22 protein-coding genes are annotated in these 21,281 nt (G+C 43.2%); 5 read left to right on the forward strand and 17 right to left on the reverse strand.

Going from position 1 to position 21,281, the window contains the following annotated elements; translation table 11 throughout:
• Window positions 1-9 precede the first annotated feature (9 nt).
• From rbsC to HFD99_RS16675, 5 genes are read right to left on the reverse strand one after another with little or no spacing between them, the layout of a single operon-like run.
• Entirely contained in the window at window positions 10-978 is a 969-nt protein-coding gene (rbsC, locus tag HFD99_RS16655) for a ribose ABC transporter permease RbsC (protein WP_017427749.1), read from the reverse strand.
• 1 nt (window position 979) lies between these two features.
• The gene (locus HFD99_RS16660) at window positions 980-2,461 is read right to left on the reverse strand and encodes a sugar ABC transporter ATP-binding protein (protein WP_025364998.1); all 1,482 of its coding nucleotides are present in this window, start codon (window positions 2,459-2,461) and stop codon (window positions 980-982) included.
• 31 nt (window positions 2,462-2,492) lie between these two features.
• Window positions 2,493-2,927 (reverse strand): D-ribose pyranase, encoded by a 435-nt coding sequence (gene rbsD / locus HFD99_RS16665; RefSeq protein WP_025364999.1) that lies wholly within the window; start codon window positions 2,925-2,927, stop codon window positions 2,493-2,495.
• The gene (rbsK, locus tag HFD99_RS16670; protein ID WP_025365000.1) at window positions 2,927-3,805 is read right to left on the reverse strand and encodes a ribokinase; all 879 of its coding nucleotides are present in this window, start codon (window positions 3,803-3,805) and stop codon (window positions 2,927-2,929) included. The genes rbsD and rbsK overlap by 1 nt, the downstream gene beginning before the upstream one ends.
• Window positions 3,798-4,826, reverse strand: coding sequence for a LacI family DNA-binding transcriptional regulator (locus HFD99_RS16675; RefSeq protein ID WP_025365001.1), 1,029 nt, complete (start codon window positions 4,824-4,826; stop codon window positions 3,798-3,800). Before HFD99_RS16675 ends, rbsK begins: the two co-directional genes overlap by 8 nt.
• 209 nt (window positions 4,827-5,035) lie before the next feature.
• Here HFD99_RS16675 and HFD99_RS16680 point away from each other — a divergent pair, with 209 nt between their 5' ends.
• Window positions 5,036-5,764, forward strand: coding sequence for a DsbA family oxidoreductase (locus HFD99_RS16680; protein ID WP_025365002.1), 729 nt, complete (start codon window positions 5,036-5,038; stop codon window positions 5,762-5,764).
• 90 nt (window positions 5,765-5,854) lie between these two features.
• On the opposite strand, the gene HFD99_RS16685 is transcribed toward HFD99_RS16680, so the two are convergent.
• Window positions 5,855-6,643: an SDR family oxidoreductase gene (locus HFD99_RS16685; protein WP_025365003.1), complete on the reverse strand. Its 789-nt coding sequence runs from the start codon at window positions 6,641-6,643 to the stop codon at window positions 5,855-5,857.
• A 155-nt stretch (window positions 6,644-6,798) separates the two neighbouring features.
• On the reverse strand, window positions 6,799-7,710 hold the full coding sequence (locus HFD99_RS16690; protein WP_039276065.1) for a copper amine oxidase N-terminal domain-containing protein: 912 nt from the start codon (window positions 7,708-7,710) through the stop codon (window positions 6,799-6,801).
• A gap of 240 nt (window positions 7,711-7,950) precedes the next feature.
• On the opposite strand from HFD99_RS16690, the gene HFD99_RS16695 reads away from it, so the two are divergent.
• Window positions 7,951-8,868 carry an AEC family transporter gene (locus HFD99_RS16695; RefSeq protein ID WP_019687395.1) on the forward strand — a complete coding sequence of 306 codons (918 nt, stop codon included), beginning with the start codon at window positions 7,951-7,953 and terminating at the stop codon, window positions 8,866-8,868.
• A 285-nt stretch (window positions 8,869-9,153) separates the two neighbouring features.
• On the opposite strand, the gene HFD99_RS16700 is transcribed toward HFD99_RS16695, so the two are convergent.
• The 3 genes from HFD99_RS16700 to HFD99_RS16710 form a co-directional block, all read right to left on the reverse strand.
• Window positions 9,154-12,225: a X2-like carbohydrate binding domain-containing protein gene (locus tag HFD99_RS16700; protein ID WP_167440954.1), complete on the reverse strand. Its 3,072-nt coding sequence runs from the start codon at window positions 12,223-12,225 to the stop codon at window positions 9,154-9,156.
• Window positions 12,226-12,692: 467 nt separating this feature from the next.
• A complete protein-coding gene (locus HFD99_RS16705; RefSeq protein WP_017427740.1) occupies window positions 12,693-13,865 on the reverse strand; it encodes a M20 metallopeptidase family protein in 1,173 nt (390 codons plus the stop codon).
• Between the two features lie 228 nt (window positions 13,866-14,093).
• Window positions 14,094-14,603 (reverse strand): GNAT family N-acetyltransferase, encoded by a 510-nt coding sequence (locus HFD99_RS16710; protein WP_017427739.1) that lies wholly within the window; start codon window positions 14,601-14,603, stop codon window positions 14,094-14,096.
• Between the two features lie 109 nt (window positions 14,604-14,712).
• Here HFD99_RS16710 and xerS point away from each other — a divergent pair, with 109 nt between their 5' ends.
• On the forward strand, window positions 14,713-15,813 hold the full coding sequence (gene xerS, locus HFD99_RS16715) for a tyrosine recombinase XerS (RefSeq protein ID WP_167440955.1): 1,101 nt from the start codon (window positions 14,713-14,715) through the stop codon (window positions 15,811-15,813).
• Between the two features lie 8 nt (window positions 15,814-15,821).
• On the opposite strand, the gene mobB is transcribed toward xerS, so the two are convergent.
• From mobB to HFD99_RS16730, 3 genes are all read right to left on the reverse strand, one after another.
• Window positions 15,822-16,373, reverse strand: a complete 552-nt coding sequence (gene mobB / locus HFD99_RS16720) for a molybdopterin-guanine dinucleotide biosynthesis protein B (protein WP_016820736.1) — start codon at window positions 16,371-16,373, stop codon at window positions 15,822-15,824.
• Complete coding sequence (locus HFD99_RS16725; RefSeq protein ID WP_123797271.1) at window positions 16,370-17,647, reverse strand: molybdopterin molybdotransferase MoeA; 1,278 nt, start codon at window positions 17,645-17,647, stop codon at window positions 16,370-16,372. The genes mobB and HFD99_RS16725 overlap by 4 nt, the downstream gene beginning before the upstream one ends.
• A gap of 195 nt (window positions 17,648-17,842) precedes the next feature.
• Window positions 17,843-18,082 carry a helix-turn-helix domain-containing protein gene (locus tag HFD99_RS16730; RefSeq protein ID WP_016820734.1) on the reverse strand — a complete coding sequence of 80 codons (240 nt, stop codon included), beginning with the start codon at window positions 18,080-18,082 and terminating at the stop codon, window positions 17,843-17,845.
• Between the two features lie 88 nt (window positions 18,083-18,170).
• Here HFD99_RS16730 and HFD99_RS16735 point away from each other — a divergent pair, with 88 nt between their 5' ends.
• A complete protein-coding gene (locus HFD99_RS16735; RefSeq protein WP_016820733.1) occupies window positions 18,171-18,386 on the forward strand; it encodes a helix-turn-helix transcriptional regulator in 216 nt (71 codons plus the stop codon).
• Between the two features lie 270 nt (window positions 18,387-18,656).
• Here the strand turns inward: HFD99_RS16735 and HFD99_RS16740 are convergent, their stop codons facing one another.
• The 4 genes from HFD99_RS16740 to HFD99_RS16750 are packed head-to-tail and all read right to left on the reverse strand — an operon-like array spanning window position 18,657 to window position 20,713.
• Window positions 18,657-19,391, reverse strand: coding sequence for a hypothetical protein (locus tag HFD99_RS16740; protein WP_016820732.1), 735 nt, complete (start codon window positions 19,389-19,391; stop codon window positions 18,657-18,659).
• Window positions 19,392-19,396: 5 nt separating this feature from the next.
• Window positions 19,397-19,528 (reverse strand): hypothetical protein, encoded by a 132-nt coding sequence (locus HFD99_RS25965; protein ID WP_016820731.1) that lies wholly within the window; start codon window positions 19,526-19,528, stop codon window positions 19,397-19,399.
• Window positions 19,501-20,049 (reverse strand): accessory gene regulator ArgB-like protein, encoded by a 549-nt coding sequence (locus tag HFD99_RS26090; RefSeq protein WP_103042465.1) that lies wholly within the window; start codon window positions 20,047-20,049, stop codon window positions 19,501-19,503. Before HFD99_RS26090 ends, HFD99_RS25965 begins: the two co-directional genes overlap by 28 nt.
• The gene (locus HFD99_RS16750; RefSeq protein WP_016820730.1) at window positions 20,000-20,713 is read right to left on the reverse strand and encodes a hypothetical protein; all 714 of its coding nucleotides are present in this window, start codon (window positions 20,711-20,713) and stop codon (window positions 20,000-20,002) included. The genes HFD99_RS26090 and HFD99_RS16750 overlap by 50 nt, the downstream gene beginning before the upstream one ends.
• A 266-nt stretch (window positions 20,714-20,979) precedes the next feature.
• On the opposite strand from HFD99_RS16750, the gene HFD99_RS16755 reads away from it, so the two are divergent.
• Complete coding sequence (locus HFD99_RS16755; protein WP_016820729.1) at window positions 20,980-21,213, forward strand: helix-turn-helix transcriptional regulator; 234 nt, start codon at window positions 20,980-20,982, stop codon at window positions 21,211-21,213.
• Window positions 21,214-21,281: the final 68 nt, after the last annotated feature.

The raw sequence follows: 21,281 nt of genomic DNA on the forward strand, positions 1-21,281 counted from the left end.
TTAGGTGTATTATGCGGATTTTTTACGGTCAATCAATACAGCAATAGCAATGACGATTCCTTTTACGACCATTTGGTAAAAAGAGTTAACCCCCAGCAAATTCAAGCCGTTGTTTAGTGTCCCGATGATTAGCACACCAATTAATGTACCTACAATCCGTCCGCGTCCTCCCGAAAGGCTTGTTCCACCTAGTACGACAGCCGCAATGGCATCCAGTTCATAAGAAGCACCTGCTGTCGGCTGCGCTGAATTCAAGCGTGAGGTCAAGATAGCACCCGCCAATGCGGAAAGCATTCCCGCCAAAGAGTAAATCCAGATTTTTACACGTGGTACTTTAATACCTGAAACAATCGAAGCTTTCTCGTTGCCGCCGATGGCATACGTTTTGCGTCCGAAAGGTGTTTTATGCAGAATGATCCAAAGAGCAGCAAAGGTAATGAGCATCGTAATCGCCGGGACCGGAATACCAAACTGATAACCACGACCGAATAATTGAAATACCAGACTATCTCCGAGCCCCGTAATAGGGTTACCGTTGGTATACACTAATGTTAATCCTCTAAAAATAGTCATGGTTGCGAGTGTGGCGATAAACGGAGCCATTTTACCTTTCGTAATCATCAAGCCGTTGACCATTCCCATCACGCCACCCAATGCACAGCCAATGATAATCGCCAAAATCGGATCGAAGCCGGCCAACATCATATTTGCGACAAACGCACTGGATAGTGCTAATATAGAGCCAACGGACAAATCGATTCCGCCTGTAAGAATAACGAAGGTCATACCGAACGCAATCAACGCATTAATAGATACCTGGCGCAACAAATTCAAAATATTAAGCGGTTCCAAAAAGCTGGGATTTAAGGCCGATACAATGATCACCAAAATAATGAGCCCCAACAATGGGCCAAGCTTCTGTGTGATTTGTGATATTTGGATGCCTTTGCTACCTTTTGCTTCATTCATAGTTGTCATATTACTGTCCTCCTGTAGCTAGCGTCATAATATTTTCTTGTGTGGCTTCTTCCCTGCTTAGCTCTCCGCTGATCTTTCCCTCGTGCACCACGACAATACGATCACTCATGCCAAGTACCTCGGGAAGCTCTGAGGATACCATGATAATTGCGACTCCACGTTCGGTCAGTTCGTTCATCAACTGGTAGATTTCCCGTTTGGCTCCTACATCCACGCCTCTCGTCGGTTCGTCAAGAATGAGCACATTGGGACCGATACCTACCCATTTGGCAATAACCACCTTTTGCTGATTGCCACCTGACAAACTGCCAACCGTCGCTTCGGCTGATTGGGTTTTGATTTGTAAGCGCTTAATTAATGTATTAACAAAATCCATCTCTTTTTTGCCTGATATAAATCCTTTTGATGTAAAACTGAACAGATTCGTCAGCACCATGTTTTCCCGAATGGAAAAATCCAGCACTAAGCCCTCATCTTTTCGATCTTCTGTAATGAAGCCAATCCCTAGTTTCACTGCATCATCCGGCTTGCGAATAGACACCTTTTTCCCACGTACGTGTATCTCACCACGATCCAAAGTATCCAGTCCAAATAACGACCGCATGATCTCGGTCCGTCCCGAGCCCATCAAGCCCGAAAAACCTACAATTTCCCCAGAGCGCACTGTAAAATTCACATTTTCAAATAGACCTTTATGTGATGCGTTTTTGACCTCTAGCACCACTTCTCCCAAAGCAGGCGTTCTTACCGGGTAGCGTTCAGTCAGCTCTCTGCCAACCATTTTCCGTACAACCTCGTCAAAATTCGTATCGGGGATCGCTTGAGTATCTACGGTTTTCCCGTCACGCATAATGGTAATCCGATCACAGATCGCGAATATCTCCTCCATCCGATGGGAAATATACACAATTGAAACACCATCTTTTTTCAAGGAAGTAATAACCTCAAACAGCTTTTGTATTTCCCGTTCGGTTAAGGCTGCTGTCGGCTCATCCATTACGATCACTTTGGCATCCGTCATGAGTGCTTTGGCTATTTCAATCATTTGTTGTTGACCCACTGAACACTCGCCTGCTTCACCGTTCAAAGGAAGGTTTACTGAAAGCTTGCTAAATTGCTCATTTGCTAGCGCTTTCATTTTAGAGCTATCTAGTAATCCCCACTTGGAAGTCATTTCCTTGCCGATAAATAGATTTTCCAGTACCGTCATCTCTGGCCATACATTCAGTTCCTGGTGAATAAAAGCAATTCCTTTTTGCTCCGCTTCCTTGGGGTTGGCAAAATAGGTTTCCTGACCGTCAGTGATGATCGTTCCCTCATCGCGTCGATGCAGTCCGATTAAAATATTCATCAGCGTTGATTTGCCTGCACCATTTTCACCCATGAGGGCATGTACTTCTCCTTCACGGAGATCAAAGTCAACACCACTTAGTACCTGATTGGTTCCAAAGGCTTTGTGAATTCCTTTCATTTGAATCTGCATGCTATTCCCCCCTTTTTTATTCAACACTAATTTATCCAAAAAGAACTCCTGCCTGTAAAATACAATTGGCAAACGGCGTAGCCTCTCCTGTACGGATGACAGCTTTGGCTTGCCGAGTTAATGTCTTAAATTGTTCATGTGAGCAAAACTCAATGACGGCAGTCGGCTGATTAATCTGCGAATGCTCTAGTTGCTCTCCTGCAAAGGTGCGCATAATATACTGGAGTGCTTGTTCATTTTCTTGTTTGATTTCTTCGGCCAGTGTTACTTTTTCAATCATCATATCTGCGGCAATGACATCAACAACGTCCTGAAAGGACGGAATACCCAGTTTCAATGCCAAATCAATTTTGGTAACGCCTTCAGGAACTGGTAAGCCGGCATCAGCCACGACAATAAAGTCCGTGTGGCCGAGATCCGTTAGTATTTTGGATATATGACTGTTAAGAATTCCATGTTTCTTCATTATAATTGCTCCTCCACTTCACGACGGGTTGGCATTCCACCTTGCGCTCCAAATTTGGTAACAGACAAGGACGCAGCCCGATTAGCAAATTTCACACTATCTGCCAGCGATTTCCCTTCAGCTAGTGCTACCGCAAAAGCAGCGTTGAACGTATCTCCTGCACCTGTTGTATCAACGGCTTCTACCTTGTAAGTAGGAACCACAACTTCCTGTTCTCCGTCGAAAAATCGTACACCGTTGCTGCCTTCCGTTACAAACAACTTGTTAGGATACTTGCGCAGTGCTTCTTGAAGACTCATATCCTTAAACATGATGGCAGCTTCATGCTCGTTTGGGGTAATGTAGGTTGCATTGGCAATTACGCTTTCTTCAACTTCACGAGCCGGGGCTGGATTCAGCAGCAAGGGTACCTGATACTTCGCACAAATTTCGCTTACATAGACAATCGTCTCCGCCGGTATTTCCTGTTGAATTAACACAATATCCGAACTTCGTATGACATCAAGCCCTTCTTCCACGTAAGCAGGAGTAACTTCATTATTCGCTGCTTTTACCACGACAATACTGTTATCACCCTCGGCTAGTACAATGTGTGCTGTACCGCTTTCCATATGTGTAACCGGTTTCACATAGTTAATATGAACATGATTTTCTTCAAAATTGCGTAAAATCTGTTGTCCCAAATGGTCGTCTCCTACACGTCCAATCATCGTAACGTCCGCCCCGAGTCGTGCTGCAGCTACTGCCTGATTGGCTCCTTTACCGCCAGGTACGGTTGTAAAGCTTTCTCCCAATACCGTTTCACCAGCACCGGGACGCTTGGAAGAAGTAACTACGAGGTCCATCGAACTGCTTCCGATAACCGAAATTTTAGCCATGATGATCCACCTTTCTCGTTGTTTCCCGTTCGATAAATTTGACGGGCAATTGTATGCTTGAATAGGTAAGTACTTTCGAATGAAGATTAGGTACACTTGACTTCGTTGCTTGCGACTGCTCAATCAATTGAATGAGCAGACCTGCCGCTTCCCAGCCCATTTCATAAGCAGGCTGCTGGATTGTTGATAATGGCGGAAATAACAAGCTGCTTAATGGTATATCATCAAACCCGATAATTTGAACATCTTCCGGGATTTTCTTTCCTAATCTATGTGCTTCATGCATCACCGCGGTAGCTACAATATCGTTACTGGCAATAACTCCGTCCGTATCCGGATACTTGCTGAACAGCTCTTTGGCCCATAACTCAGCTTCCTTGAACGAAAAGGACGTTGTCTCGACGATATGGTAAGCAATACCAGAATGCTGAAGCTCTTCCACTGCCCCGCGAAAACGATCTTGTGCTGGACGAATATGAGCAGGACCCTGCATGACTGTAATTTGTCTGCTGCCACGGGCAACCATAGCCTGTGCAGCCAAGCGACCGCCATGAGCTCCATCCGCATAAACGGAGAGACTGTCACTGGAAGTCCGATCGAGAAAAACGACTGGTATTTTCAGTTTGGCGTAACAGTCGGCAGCAGGGTCATTGGTAGATGAAATAACCCCAACAACATTATTCTGAACAAAAGTATCCATGTAATCTAATTCTTTCTGGCGATCCTCATCACTATTACCGAAAATAATACGAAAATCATTTTCCTGCATTCGATCCTCCACCCCACGAGCCAACAAGGGAAAGTAAGGGTTTGTAATATCCGGCAGCAGCAGGCCGATTAATCTGGATTTCTTTTTATACAGAGAACGTGCAACTTCATTAGGCTTGTAATTTAGCTGCTTCACCGCAGCTTCAACTTTTCGCCGTGTATCCTCGTGGACATAGCCGGTTTCATTAATAACTCGGGATACGGTCGCCACGGAAACACCTGCAAAACTTGCTACTTGCTTAATTGTTGTCATAATGTAGGTTCAACTCCAATTGTGTAACCGGTTACACATATAAAATATCATAGCATTTATTTTTTGACAAGCATTAATTATTTGCACATCGAAAGCAATAGCCGTATAATCTTTTTGTAACTGATGAAGTTTCACCTTTTTGCTTATACTAAAGTATGCTGATTCACTCTCAGTTGCTTAATAAAATATATATATGGAGGCATTTCCTGATGAATATCGAAGTTTGGTCTGATTATATGTGTCCGTTCTGTTATATTGGCAAACGCCGTTTGGAGCAAGTCTTGCAGCAGTTCCCACATCGCGATGAGGTTCAATTGACATTCAAGAGTTTTGAATTGAATCCGAATGCTGTGAAAGATAGTGGTAAGACGATTAATGAGGAACTATCAGCAAAATATGGCGTTAGTCTGCAAGAGGCTCATGCCATGAATGATCGCATGACCGAAAACGCACGTTCTACAGGTCTGGAGTACAATATTCATGCCATGGTGCCGACAAACTCTTTCGATGCTCACCGTCTAACGCATTGGGCTCACACACAAGGCAAAATGCTGGAATTGAGCGAGCGTTTATTTCAGGCTGTCTTCATGGAAGGCAAGCATACTGGGGATCATGAGGTACTGGCAGCGTTGGCAGCCGAAGTTGGTTTGGACCATAACGAAGCCGCTGCCATATTAGCCAGTGACCGCTTTACCGACGAAGTTAGAGCTGATGAAACTGAAGGTGCTAAGTTAGGCGTTCAGGGTGTTCCATTCTTTGTATTTGATCGAAAATTTGCTGTTTCTGGTGCTCAGCCTGAGGAGGTATTTCACGATGCGCTTCAAAAAGCATGGGATGAACGTTCTCCTTTCACTATGATTAGCGGCAGCTCGTCCAAACAGGATGCAGCTGGTGTATGTACTGATGATGGTTGTGAGCTTCCAAGCCGCGAGAGCTGATCAGCCAATGAACTAAACCTCTCTTTAGATAACTTATGAAAAAGCGTGCCAGCAGCAATTAAGCCTGATGCGGCACGCTTCTTTAATTTTTTATAATGATTTAATCATTCCGCCATCCACAAGAATGGTGCTGCCGGTCAAATAGGATGAAGCCGATGACGCCAGAAAAGCAACGACTTTACCGAACTCTTCAGGCTCACCGTACCGTCCTAACGGAATGCCCTCTTCTGCTTGTTTGCGAACTTGATCCGTCGTTTGGTGGGATTTTTCGGCTCGATGCTCGTCCAAGCTACGTACGCGATCGGTTGCAATTCTCCCTGGTGCTACAGTATGTACCAGAATATTATATGGGGCTAATTCCATGGACAATGTTTTCGCCAATCCGGCAACTCCAGTACGTAGTGTATTGGAAATAATCAGGCCCGGAATCGGCTGCTTCACTGATGATGAGGCGATATTTAAAATTCTACCACTTTGTTGTTTTTTCATATAGGGTAACGCCTCACGGATCAACCGGATATGACTAAGTAAATTTTGCTCAAAGGCCTGCATCCATACTTCATCTGTAAAATCATCAAAGGTGCCCACAGGAGGGCCGCCCGCATTGTTAACCAAAATATCGACGGTGCCAAACCAATCAACTGTACGGCGAATGGCCTGGGAGATATGTTCAGGTTTGGTTACATCACAAACTACATATTCAACGCGACCACTCGCTGTTTCCTGTAATTCGGCCTGAGTCCGCTGAAGCTCTGCTTCATTTCGTCCAGAAATAACAACATTCGCACCCTCACGTGCCAGCTCCCTTGCGCTTGCCTTGCCGAGTCCTTTACTGGAACCTGCAACAAAGGCTGCTTTCCCCGTTAATCCTAAATCCATCTATGACACTCCCTTTTCTCAGTGTTCTTTAATTGTACACATGACCAGCACATAATGCTAATAGCTAGGTACAAAGTAGCAAGGCAACACAAAAAAGGACCTGACATTTAGTCAGGCGCCCTTTCTGTTATACACTATTTTCTTGGTTTATAGCACTATAATGCTTCAGATATTGTTGACTGCTCATATACAACAACGGACTGGCTCTCAGGCTCCCATTTAACATTTGCTCCCAAAGCCTCTCCGATTACCCTTACAGGTACCATTGTAGTTCCATCCACTATGGATGCTGGCTGCTCGATAGAATACGGCTGGCCGTTAATATATGCTTTGGCGCTATTCACGAATAATTTGACGGACACGCCGTTGCGACTGACAGTAACAGCCTTTTCTTTCGGATCCCAGGAAACTTTGGCATTAAGGGCTTCGGAAGCTGTTCTAAAAGGAACAAGTGTGGTGCCATTGCGGTTAATCGGTTCGGCATCATATTTTTCACCATTCACGAACAGCTTCATACCTGATGACCTTCCAGCCTTCCTTGAGAATACATCCAGCTTTTTGTAGCTATCCAGATTGGACACATCAGCCAAAACTGCCTCCTCCTGCATGTAAACGGCATCTGTTACATTTCCGTTTTTATCCAGTAGCTCAGCAGCCTTAGTTAGTGCTTTGTCAGAATTTCGGATCAATTCAAGTTCAGCTACCTGCTCCGAGGTCAAACGATCCGGGTATTTTGTAAGCAGCAGATTCGCAATAACCGCTCCTGCCGGCTTATCTTTTGTATTTTCTACTGCTTGAAGCAGACCATTGTACCCGTTGTGTCCCTTGTGACCTTTATGGTCTTTGGACTCCCCGTATGTATCATCCGTTACTGCAACAGGGGTGTTCTTTTTGATTTCGTCGTGTTTATCTTTTTTGTTGCTCTTTTCATTCCGGTCTTTATCAGACGCCTTTGCTTCCTGTTTGTTCTCCTGACCATTTCCGCGCCCCTGTTTGGCTTCGGCTGTTCCTGCTGCCAGTCCCAAGACCAGTATACACGCTAATAATGCTGTCCAAGTGTTTCTCATGATGCGCTTCCTCCTTATAGTAAAAGACCAGGTTTAAATGTAACCTACATATATTAACGGCTACTATAAGCTAAATATGAAGCCCTTTTTTACTAGTGTTGCATTTGCAGGGACTGATGGCTAATCCAATATAATAAATTTTATTATGCGTGAACCTATTTCCACAGTATAATGGGAAATGCACGTGTATTTTAAGGGTTAACGTTTACATTCGCATAATAGAAAGAAGTGGAGACAGACATGTTCGGCACCATTCTTTTAGACGTTGTTTTACCTATTTTTGTCCTTATCGGTTTTGGCTGTATCATGCAATATTATTTTCGATTGGATTTGTATACCCTAGCTAAAATTAATTTTTATTATATCACCCCTGCAGTTGTGTTTACCGGTCTTTATAACTCTGAAATTTCTTTAATTCTCATGGGTGAGGTTTCACTTTTTTATGCCCTGTACATAGCTATTCTGTACGTAATCAGTACTACCGTTGCCAGATCTCTGAAATACAGCCCCGGAATGCGTGGAGCTTTTACAAACAGTGTCATGCTAGATAATTCAGGGAATTATGGTCTACCAATTAATCAGTTGGTGTTTAAAGGTGATCCGCTGGCTATTTCTGTCCAAGCTCTGATTATGACTTTTCAAAGCTTTGTTACATTTACATATGGTACTTTTGTTGTACAGAACGGTAAGGCCAATACACGAAAAATTTTAATTAATTTTTTGAAAATGCCTGTCCCCTACGCGCTTGTGCTGGGCCTGCTCCTGAATCTACTGCACAGTCCATTGCCTAATTTGCTGGCTGAGCCTCTAAATTATATTAGCCATTCGATGGTCGCAGTGGCTCTGCTTACTTTGGGAGCACAAATTGTGCAGTATCCTTTTCATTTACGGCGGACAGCCGTGTATATCAGTATGGTATTACGCCTGATTGCAGGTCCAATAGTTGGCTTTATGCTCGTGTTTTTTCTAGATCTTAAGGGGATTCCCGCTCAAGCATTGCTCATTGCATCAGGTATGCCTACCGGTGTTAACACGAGTATTTTGGCAGAAGAATATAAAAATGAACCTGACTTTGCGGCACAGACAGTATTACTTTCTACGATTGTGAATGTCATTACGATGACTCTGTTAATTTCAATATCTCGTCATCTTACTTGAGGTGTATGATAAATATAAAGCTTGATTTGTAACGCTTTTTGTCTGAGGACAGGAGCGTTTCTTTTTCAATCAAAATAGGAACACACGTTCGTGATTGTACCCCTTTTTCTGTTTATAGTGGTGTGTTTGTTTGATGATGATGGTATGCGAGAAGGAATCTTTTTCTATTATGAATTTTTCATATAGTGAAATAGTTATATTTTTGAATTTAAACCTCTGATTCCTCCAAAAATAAAGCCAGCTCGCTCATTAGAGTGGCTGACTTAAGATTATTTTTATGAAGATTTAAGGCTCAATTCCCCATTGCTTGATCCCAGACAGGTAAGCGGTTATTTTAGTGGAATCTTGTAAGCTGTTTGCTGTGGGATTAAAGGAATAATCATCAGTTTGTGTATAATTGCTCCAATCCGCTTTGGATATCCGGGTTTGTAGCTCAACACTCTGACCAGGCTCTAAAGAACCTGCTGCCGACTTAAAACCAATTTCTGCATAAGAATCTGCACCTGGCTTCGTATTAGTTAATGTTTTGAAGTTAGCAATGACATTCTCTGTACCGATGCTTGACCAATCCGTAAAGAAGTTCTGTGATTTCTCCCCGTTAACGGTGTAATAATAACGCAATGTCACATCTGCTAGGGAAACGGGTGAGCTTCCTGTATTGGTTATTTTAAACTTGGAACTGATCGTATTACTTGTTGCAGATACATTCCCATTGAAGGATTGCACCTTCAGAGCACCCTCGCCTGTTCCCGGCTGACTTGGCGTATCCCCTTTCACCGTAATCGTGAACAACGCATCATTGCCAGTACTAAAATGGAAGTTGAGCGTTGTCTCTCCTTTAGGAAGTTTAGATAAATACTTGTTGGTAAGAATAACTGTTTCTTCACTAACCGTATAATCTTCACCTTTGTTCAGTGCCACACTTCCCTGCTTGATCGCTTCTAGTGTATTACCGTTAAGAGTAAGCTTGACAGTAATATCGGTATTACTGTTAGCCACTCCATAGGTTGCAGCCGTCGGTGTAATACTTGCTTGTCCGGTAGATGGCTGATCACCACCCACACGATCTGCCACCAGAATGCCACGGCCATTCGTTCCGAGATAAGCACGTCCGTAAACCCGAGGGTCCCCAATAATGGTGGTCACTCGAGCATATTGATGCTTGTCATCATTAATGCGCACCCAGTTTGCGCCAGCATCGTCCGAACGATAAAATCCACGAGTTCCGTCAATCTTACCAACGATAAACACTGCTGCATTCGTGCGATTGGGTGCTGCTTTGCCAAAGCCTACAAAATCCGCCTCCTGCACATGATCAAGCTTGGTGAATGTAACACCTGAATCCTTGGAATGCCATAAGCCGTATGGCCCTCCGTCCTCGGAGCCTCCAGCAAACCACACATCTCCTTCCGCTCCTCGTACAGCACCAATATCTGCATTACCTACACTTGGCAAACCAGTAACTGTGGATGGTGTGAAGGATGCGCCTCCATCAACACTTACATATATTTTCCCAGCAGCAAACGCGTAGTATTTGTTAGGATTTACTCGGTCAGAGGCGATCTTTGCATTAGCTGGAACTCCCGTGCTTGCTGTCCATGAGTTTCCTCCGGTTTTGGAATAAAATACACCTTTGTCCGATGTACTCCACAGCAATCCATTACCATTTGCCGCTACAGCGATGCTGCCTCCTCCTGCTGTACCGGAAGGCTCGCTATTAGCTTTGTACCAGTTCGCTCCGCCATCATTGGATAATCCGATAGATTTGGCGTTTGGATCTTTTTTATAGTCCGCTTTACCTACCCGAGCCATAAAAGAAGGGCTTAACTCGGCATAATCAATGCTTTCGCTGCTTGTAAAGGTTGGATTATCCAGCATTTTAGCAGGAGCCTTGAACAGGTCATCATGTCTGAATCCGGAGACATCACCCACTGCACTCACCAGAGGAGCTCCAGTTGGAGGGCTCACCAAATCCAAAATCGCCGTTTCTTCTACCCCTTTAGCGGCTACCGAAATGTCCAGCTTACCTCCCTTGTCCCAATTGGTCAGATTTTTAGAGCCATAAATCGTAGCTCCTGTGCCGTACAGCATATGATCTGAATTAAATGGATCTATTTCCAGATCTCCAATCATCCAGCCCAGCTTGGGCGATACTTCCGGCGGTGCAGGATTGGCATTGAAAGTCAGCCAAGGCGCACCGGATATATCCAGATTGTACTTCAGCTTACGAGCTGGATAACCATCAAATTCCCAAATAGGGCTCCAGGTTGCCCCACGATCAGTACTGCGGTAAATCGTTTCATCCGGCCACCAGGCATTCAACGTTGCAACCATAAGTGTACCTGGCTTCTGGGCGTCCACTGTCAGTCCACCATATCCAAAATGATTGTCTGCGCTGCTGCTGGCAACGGGGCTAATGTTAGTCCACTGTCCACTGGCTGTATTCAGTTTCCACAGCTCACCCTTTGTTCCATCATACGGTCCAGCTCCATCGCTGTAAGAAATATACAGGTCGCCATCTGGCGATAAAACGCCGTGATGTGGCAAATAGCCTGTAGGCTGGCCCGCTATAGCAGACCAGGTTGTCCCGCCATCAGTACTGCGATAGACACTTTGCTTTTTATCTGCGACACCCACATAGATGGTCTGTGTTGCTTTACTGGAAGAGCCCGTTTTTTTGTCAAAAGTGATCCAGGCTAAACCGACAATATCACTGGTGTATTCATTGGAAGGGTCCTGTACATACGTCCCCGGATTCGGAAAACTACTCACCTTGCTCCAGGTCGCCCCGTAATCGGAGCTTTTCCACAATCCATTACCACTTCGAGCTCCGAAGAATAATATATTGTTTTTATTCGGATCAATTGTCAGACGTTCACCCATCGAGCGTCCCGGCATATTGCCTCCTACCTTGAAGGGGAGCTTCGTCGTCTGCCACGTATTCCCCTTGTCGGTAGAGCGCATAATTTGCCCGTTTTGTTTATCCCAGGAATTAGTATACGTGCCTGTAGCTATATATACACGATTCGGATCCACAGGGTCGGTGGCTAGTGCATCGACACCATTTTTGTTCCAATCTTCCCAGCCCACAGAATCCGTCAGCGGAATCCAGCTTTCACTCGCAGGATTCCAGCGGTAAGCTCCTCCAATATCTGTACGGGCATAGATCAGATCTTTTTCCGTTTCATTAAAAATAATACCAGGTACAAAACCACCTCCACCGCCTGTAACGACACTTTTCCAAGTATAATCGTCACTTGGAGCAGCATGGGTGGGTGCTATCATGCCTGTCCAGGAAGCACCCGCTACTATAAGCGCCAAACATACAATTCTCAACCTGCTTTTTGCCTTAGTCAATGAATTCAACCTCCTTCTCCGTAATCATTTAAAAATGCAAGTCATTTCGAGCTAAAAGTAAGCAGTCAATTGCGGATTCGTTCCTATCGTTATTATTCCATTCATCAATCAAACAAGCGTTCTCTCAAGCTCACCTCCAGTAATCCAATAGATTTGCAACCTCTTTTTTGTTAGCGCTTACATCGGTGTCTGCTCAAAAGATTCGTCATCTTTTTCTCATTTCCTTGTGTGAAAAATCAAGATAATGTAATAGTATCTTCTGCTTGATAACTTGTAATAAAAGAGTTGGCTTCCACTTACAGTTGATACCTCTTATAAATTACTAATATGAATTTTTCATATAATGAATTATTTTCTTTAAATTTCATTCGAACGAGGTACCAAAATACTTTGATTTACAGCAAAAAACCGCGCTATGCGCGGTTCGGGCTTCCGTAATGCTATGGCTATTCATTAATAGGTTGAAATTACTGCAAATATTCAAGCGCCAGCGCTAAAAAAATATGTCCTGAGATGAGTAACGCACGCTCATCAAAATCAAAACGAGGATGGTGGTGAGCAAAATGGGTTCGTTCATCCTCATTACGAGCGCCCACAATAATAAAAGCTCCAGGTCGTTGTTCTAGATAATAGGCAAAATCCTCTGCTCCCATGGCCGGTTTTAAGTCCATAAAAGCATCTGCTCCATACAGCCTACTGACTAGCTCACGTACCCGTTCTGTTTCGGCCTCGGCATTCACCAGAGCAGGATAACCATTCAAATAATCAATTTCGTATCCCGCATGATAAGCATCCGTTAGACCTTTTACGATACTACGAATTTCGTTTTCGACTTCCTTGCGTATATCCTTATTAAACGTACGTACGGTCCCTTCAATTTTGGCTTTATCTGCAATTACATTAAAGGCAGTTCCTGCTTGAAATACCCCAATCGTTAACACTGCTGATTCCGTAGGGTCCACTCTGCGACTCACGACCTGTTGTAGTCCGTTCACAATTTGACTTCCAATAACAATGGAATCCACTGTCTGATGCGGTCTGGCGCCATGTCCGCCCTTGCCGTTGATTTCAATTGAAAAGGCATCGGCAGCAGCCATTGCCGGCCCACCCTTTAAGCCGATTTTGCCCAGTGGAATTTCCGAGGAAAGGTGAATACCATATACTGCTTCCACCCCATCCAGACAACCATCCTCAATCATGAATTTGGCTCCGCCAGGCGGTTTTTCTTCGGCATGTTGAAAAATAAACACAAGCTTTCCCTTCAGTGTCTTACGGTGATGGCTTAACACTCGTGCCACTCCTAGCAACGCAGCTGTATGACCATCATGTCCACAAGCATGCATAACACCGGGAACGGTCGATTTATAAGGCGCATCCTTTTCATCCTGAATAGGAAGTGCATCAAAATCAGCACGAAATGCAATCGTTCTACCTGGCTGCCCGCCTTCTAAAAAACCGAGCACACCGTTTCCACCGACATTCGTTCTTACTTCAATACCAAAAGAGCGTAATTGGTCTGCGATAAATGCAGATGTATTCGTTTCCTCAAAAGAAAGCTCTGGATGCTGATGCAAATATCTTCTCCACGCAATCAGTTCTTGTTCACCATCTTTTAGTTCCTGAACCCATTTCTCCAGCATATTACCCTCTTTTCCTATTGAATTTATATACTTCTATCCTTATCTTACCATAAATGATTCCAATAAGTTATATATGAATTACCAAATAACTGTATACCTGCGTTTTTATCAATGTCAATGCAAGTTCTAATTGGAACGATCCATGAACAGAAGGCTTGAAATGACAACAAAAAAGCCGACAAAATATTCTCCTCGGCTTTTTTCTGGTGGTTTTCTATTATGAATTTTTCATGTATTGAAAAACTGACTTATATTCCCTCGTACTGGATGTGTTTGCTCCCTATACTCACCATTCGTATAGCTTCCAATGACCTTGCGCCAAAAGGATTGGGCTGGTCTATTCGTGCTCATCTGAGTCACCTTCCATCGCCCATTAAAACGTCCAAACAGCTCATGAGCCGCCCAAGTGCCCACGCCATTGTGTCGATAAGGACGAAGTACAAAGAACTCAGCCATATAATAGTCAGCTTCTCGATTGCTAGACATTCGGTCAACGAGTGCAAAGCCCACAGGAATATCCTGTCTCCAGATCAAAAAAGGCAGCTTTTGTTCGCCGCTCGTCCAGTATTGATACAAGTCTGGATAAGCCGGGAATGTCCCCTTCTCAGTGACATCAATTCGCAGATAGGCTGTAAAATCGTATAAGTAAAATTGCATGAGCTGGACAATAATGTCCTTCTGCGACTCTGGTACACTCTTTATGGACAGCTTCAATTCTGATTTGATATTATATCCCATACTTTCACCTCTCTTGGCGGTCAGCTTGTTCTTTACTTTGATTACTCCCATCCAGTGCTGTTCAAAATATGCTAAAATACATGTATTATGACCGGACGAGGTGAACCCTATGAACATACAAAAGATCATCGACCGGCGCAAACTGGATGAAAAGTTGCCGGATTTGCCATGGTACGTACAGCAATTTATGGATTACAAGCTTCCCGACCTATCCCCCTCTACTTTGCTGGAATATGTGCGGGATTACGAAGCTTTTTTTTCATGGCTTCGCTCGGAAGGCTTGTCTGCCGGAGAAACGAATGCCCAAGTTACACTGGAAGAATTAGAGACACTCCATATGGATAGCATTACAGGTTTTCGTTTGTTCCTGTCTACCAAACGCGGAGGCTCCAATTCCCGTATCACCATTTCACGTAAACTATCGTCCTTGCGTTCACTCTTTCATTATTTGAGCCAAATCGCTGAGGATGAAAATTTTTATCCGTTGCTCAAGCGCAATATTATGGCCAAAGTCGAAATTAAGCGCGTACATAAACCCAAGGATACGGCCGCCAAGCTCAAAGGAAAAATACTGGAAGAGGAAGAACTGCTTGAATTTATCGGCTATATTTATGAAGGCTATGGACAAGATTTGGCTGATAACAAGCAAGCCCTATACTCTTATGAATTGAACAAGGAGCGAGATGCCTGTATCGCAAGTCTTATTCTGAACTCAGGACTGCGTGTATCTGAAATCGTCAACTTGAACATGGACGATCTCGATATAAACAATAAATTGCTGTATGTGTACCGTAAAGGAAATAACGATGAAACTTTTAAAACGCCAGTATATTTCCGCGAGCAGTCCAAAGATGATCTCGCACTTTATTTGTCCTTAAGACATACCCGTTATCGCGCTCCAAAAAAAGAAAAAGCTCTTTTTGTCGCGCGACCCAACGGCAGTGCTGAGGGCAAACGGATGACTAAAAGAGCGATTCAAGCAATGATCATCAAATACGCCAAGCGGTTCGGCAAGCCCTATTTGACCGTTCACAAGCTCCGTCATTCCTTTGCTACTGACTATTATTTACAAAATGATATTTACAAAACCAAGGAACAGCTGGGTCACGCTTCGACAGAAACAACGGAAGTCTATGCCCACCTGACTGACAAAACGATGTCTCAGGCGATCGAACGACGGATAGAGACTCAGACTGACTCCGCTAATTAGTGGCCCTCTCATCCCTGCTCTGTCTGGAATCCCATTTTGTGCCTCTGAATCTGTTCGAGTAGCCAGCAGCCTGCCGGTTCGCTGGCATCGGCAGGAAATATTTGCACCGTTTGTTCATCTGAGTAGTAGTCCTGAGCCCAATCCATGTGGTACTCCCAAACTACTACTCCCTGTACATTTGTCAGTTCCTGAACAAGCTGCGCATCCGATTGTTCCCGCACCATGATCAGCTTCGGATATTTTTCCTGCTTGAAACCTTCCAGCAACACACAGTCATAGGCCTGAAAATGCCGGATGAGTCCGATCACAGGCCGACTATGTTCCTCTAAAATGGCAGTTCTTCCTGCCGAAACAATCGCTACGCCTTCGGCACCCGCCTGTCGGTGCTTGTACGTATCTGTCCCTTCATGATCCATCTCAAATTCATGACCATCATGCTTGATCACAGCTACACGTAGTCCTGACTGCTGCGCATAACGAATCAAACCTCCGAGGAAGGTTGTTTTTCCTGTATTTTTGAATCCGACGATTTGACATACAAATGGATATTTCGTTTTCACATCACCTGTCCGCCTTGAAGCACCAGTACATGCACCTCTTCACCTTCGTGCAAGCCTTCTGTTGTGGGAGGAACTACGATCAGACAATCGCTGTCCTTAATCGTTACCATAGCACTGGATTCATCTACTCGCGCAGGAATCGCATATACTTGCCCACTACGTATCTCCAGAGAACTGCGTACAAAGCGGGTATAGTTGTTTACCTTCGTATAATCTGCTCCTAGCTTCGCCGTCCAGGTTTGCAAATACGGATGTGCCGAAGATAACATCATTTGAATAGTTGGTCGTACAAACAGCTCACAGCCTACAAAGCATGCACCGGGATTGCCAGAGAGCGCAAATAACAGCTTACCGTCTATCACTGCGGCTGTGGTTACACTACCTGGACGCATCGTAACCTTGTTGAACAGCATATTCACATCTTTCTGTCGTACGAGGTCACCCATAATATCAAAATCACCCACCGACACTCCACCACTCGTAACCACAATATCATAGGCAGCTATCGCTTCTCGGACAGAAGCACGAGCAAGGTTCAAATCATCATGAATGGCTTGCAGAATGAACGGCTCTCCTCCTGCCTCTCTAATTTGAGAAGCCAGCATATATGTATTACTGTTTCGAATTTTCCCCGGTTGTAACGGCTCATCCACTGCGAGCAATTCTGATCCAGTGGAAAAGACAGCCACCCTTGGCTTCTTGTAAACAGGCACCCGATGTACACCAAAAGTAGCCAGTACCGAGACATGCCCCGCTCCTACGCAAGTTCCCTTACTGAGCAAAAGCTGACCTTCCTTAATCTCATGACCAATTTGTGTCACATTTTTGCCAACTTCCATACGCTTCTTCAAGCCAACATATGTCTGTCCATTTTCCTCACGCAGCTGTGTCGCCTCCAGCATCACCACCGTGTCCGCTCCTTCAGGTAGTTGTGCTCCTGTCATGATGCGGACTGCCATTCCCGTCTCCACCCGCTTGTCCGATACGGTGCCACAAGGAATTTCATCAATCACGTGTAGCCAGATTTCCTGACCGGTCGAACAGACTTCAGTGTCCGAGGCAAGGATCGCATAGCCGTCCATACCAGAACGACGAAAGCGGGGATACGGATGTGGCGCAGTCAAATCCATCGCCAGATAGCGACCATGTGCTTGCTCGAGCCCTACGTCCTCCCTTTCACCCTGTTGAACATAGCTAGCTATCCTGCTTTGTGCTTCTTCCACCTTAACTGCTTTACGTTGGAATTTTTCTGTGTTTAATGGCGTCTGTTTCATGTTCTCACTCCGTTCTTCTAAAATACCCTCTTTCTGTTATAACGCTAAAACCGTTATCTGGCAAATCCGAACGGTGTTTATTGGATACTGCAAGTCTCTATCCGCCAAAAAACAGCCTGAATATCATATCGCGGCTGTTTTTGGTAGATTTTGCTTTTTTGTTTTGCATGTCATCACGTCAGTTTTCTACGTATATTAGGTTATATTATTTTTACCGAAATAGATTGAATCTATTGAAACCTCATACAACGAGGACATTTGCTGCGCTCGAGCTATTGTTAAATCGGATGAATCTTCCTCTATATGTTTTAATTCATTCATTGACATACCAAGTATATTGCAAGCTATTAACTCACTATAACCTGAAGCGAGTCGTGCCATCTTTATTGTATAAAAGCTAGTGCAAGTTACATTTTCATTTTTATCTGCAACCATCCAATCAACTCCACAATATAATTGATAAAAAAGTAATTTACCTGTATACTCTGAACGAAACACTTTTCCCCTGTTAGGAGCAAGTAAGGTGCAAAAACTTACTCGGGGGAAATGCCTTTTGAAAGAGGAGCTCAAATCTCATGGACGCACTCAATCATGGCTCGCCCGACGAACTGGATATTCGCGGCAACAAATATCCAACTGGATCGCGGGACGTGACAAAATGTCATTTGAGGCGGCAGTCCTCATTTCTAGGATATTGGAGTGTAAAGCTGAGGACTTATATGAGTGGGAACTTGCCTGACAAACAGGCATTTCCTTCGGGCCGTTTGTACATGCCGGCATTTACATTATATATCCCGCTTTCACCCTCCTTTTCTTATATGTAGATTGTTTTCATCTTAATTTAAAAGATTGTTATTTTTTTCATAATCAAATTTTATCACATAGAAAATGATTAAAAACGGGAAATATGTCGAATTAAATCGAACCCGTCCGGCTTATCCTAGTCTAACTGATTATTGACTTATTCATTTAAATCTGGTAACAAAAATGACCCCTGAATTTTCATGGGTCATTTCCACAATTTTTTAAGTGCTTTAAGTTTATTATGAGACATCGAGCAAGTGAAGTCTGATCCTTCGAATCGTACCAAACCTCCAAATGCGTTAGACTCAATCTCACAAACCAATTCTAGGTTTATCAGGGTGTCTTTATAAGCAGGATATAGATACGGAAAAGCTTCCCTGCAAGCTTGTGCGGTTAGCCCGATTGAATAAGAACGATCTCCAGAGTGAAAACGCGGGACATAATAATTTTTTTTAGGTTCCCACATATCCACACTAAGCATATTCCCTACTTTAAAAAAACCGCTCACTGCCGCTTTACCCACTACCTTAATTTCCGATCCGAAAATATAACGAATTTCTCTATCGGCATTCATTGCATTCTCATATATTTGTTTCCATCGAGATAAATTTGCTGAATTTATACTTTCTTTAATGTCTTGATTTTTAAAAACAACCTGCCCCCCTCCATAATCTCCCGTAACGATCTTGTCCACTTGTGTGATGTTAACCAAATTAGATCCGTCCAAATTGCAAAAAGTGGGTAAGCCTACGGAACATTCATGGAGGGTGGTGGGAACTGTAAATCTTCCATGAGAAGTATGAAAAAGCGGGATGTGATAATTGCTTTTAGGCTTCCACAATTCAATCGCAACTAGGTGATTCTCACAAAAAAAAGAGCAATCTCCAAGTGAATTGTCATCAAGCAATGGAGTAGCTAGGATTCGCTTTCCCTCTTCCATTAAATTCAGTTCTTTTCTGTTTTCTTCAGCTCAGCTGGTACAGGTTTAGCGCCAAAAATTGTTTTTTCTTTTTTGGTAGACTCGTTAGCGTAATTACCAAGGCTTATACTTAAAGCTCTCGCCAATTTCTTATCCATTTTCGCTCACCTCCTTTCCATAAAGGAAGAATACTGAATGCTTGTATAATTAAAGATAAACATATTATGTGAGATTGTATAAAAAAATTTAATATGCAAACCAAAATACATATCGTTTTATAATATTTGTGATGTTTGGTCTTGTTAATATAGATAAAATGATTGGGAGCATATACTACAAACATTAATAATGAACAAGCGTTAATTATCAAAATCGTTGATAAACTTAAAGAGACGAAAGGTATAGTTACACATATGGCCGTTGTAAAACAGACACAAAGGGTAAGGTTGCTGAAGTGTACCCCTCCTGAAAATCTCCTTACAAACATGATTGTAGCCAGGGCTAGTAATGCCCCAAAAAAATGTCCTGTTATCCAGGCCATAACTGCGACCATTAGTACTGCCGAAATTTCGGTAATTTTCACACCAATCGCATACTCCATCACTTCTACACTTGTAGGTCCATCAGGATCAGCTTTCTTTATTTCTGATGCGATGTGCCTCGATAGCGTTTCTAGCATCCTCGTAATCTCCTTTCTCTGATAAGAAGTACGAAATTCCAAAAGTCAGCAATGAGATGGAAAGTAGTCCTATCGTATTGGAGTTATAGAGCATATACAAAGTAACAAGAATCGTGACAAATGATATTAAGGAGCCTATAATGAACATTTTATTAAGGGGTGATAGGTAATTTTCACCTTTCAAAAAATCATGTGGGGGCTGAATGATAAATGAGAAACCAAAGTTGTATTTCCCCATGACAAAAGAAATAAAGTACGCAGTAAAAATAGAAGCTAGCTGTATAACGTAAATGGAAGAGCCAGCTGTATCACTTATAACACCCGGTTGTGCTACTCCGAAAAAGTTTGCAAAGATATATACAAATAGCTGTAGATTAATGTAAGCTGTAAGACCGGAACCAGCAGAAAAAGCCGCAAGATATGTTTTGATTCCTAAACCAAATCTTAAAAAGAGAACCATTAATAAATACTGGAGCGGAAAATCAAATTTAGGCATGCCTATAACTTCTCTCATGAGAAAGGAAAACAAGGCTATGCCCATTGCATAGAAAATTATTTTTCTTCGATTTTCCCACACGGGAAGCATATAAAGCTTCAAGACCAAAGTAACTGCCGCTAAAGCATCGAAAAAACCAAGTATAATATATAAGAAAGCAGATAACACAGTTACATCATCCTCCTATTTCGCCTGATGTAATTGTATATTTTACTAATAGATGTGGCAATGAAATAATCTAGTAAACTGGAATTTTTTGTATGACTATAAGATGAAATTTTCTTCCCCTGGCTTTCTTTTTCAAACTCGACATCCATTCGTGGTAATAAAAAAAGTCACCCCAAGTGAGCGACGTTGCTTTTGCCAATGTATTATGTTGGTTTTTTTTCGATATCAAGGTTATAATCTACTTAATTTGGGGTGGAGGGATTATTGTGGCTTTAAGTGACAATTTCAAAAAATTACGTATAAAATATCATTTGACTCAACAAGAGCTTGCTGAGATCGCTGGGGTTACCAATAAAGCAATTTCAGCTTGGGAGAGCGGACTTTCTGAACCACGGATGGGTGCTATAGAAAAGATAGCTCGTCATCTCCATATCAAAAAAAGCAATATCATTGAAGAAGATGGCATTGAGCACATAAGCCCTGATCGCAGGTCAAAGTAGACGGCAATAAAATCGAAGTGAGGGAGCATCCATTCAATTTACATTAGTAAATGTTAAACAACAAAAAA

Origin of the sequence: Paenibacillus sp. EKM301P (genome assembly GCF_011800295.1) — a bacterium.
Taxonomy (GTDB): domain Bacteria; phylum Bacillota; class Bacilli; order Paenibacillales; family Paenibacillaceae; genus Paenibacillus; species Paenibacillus polymyxa.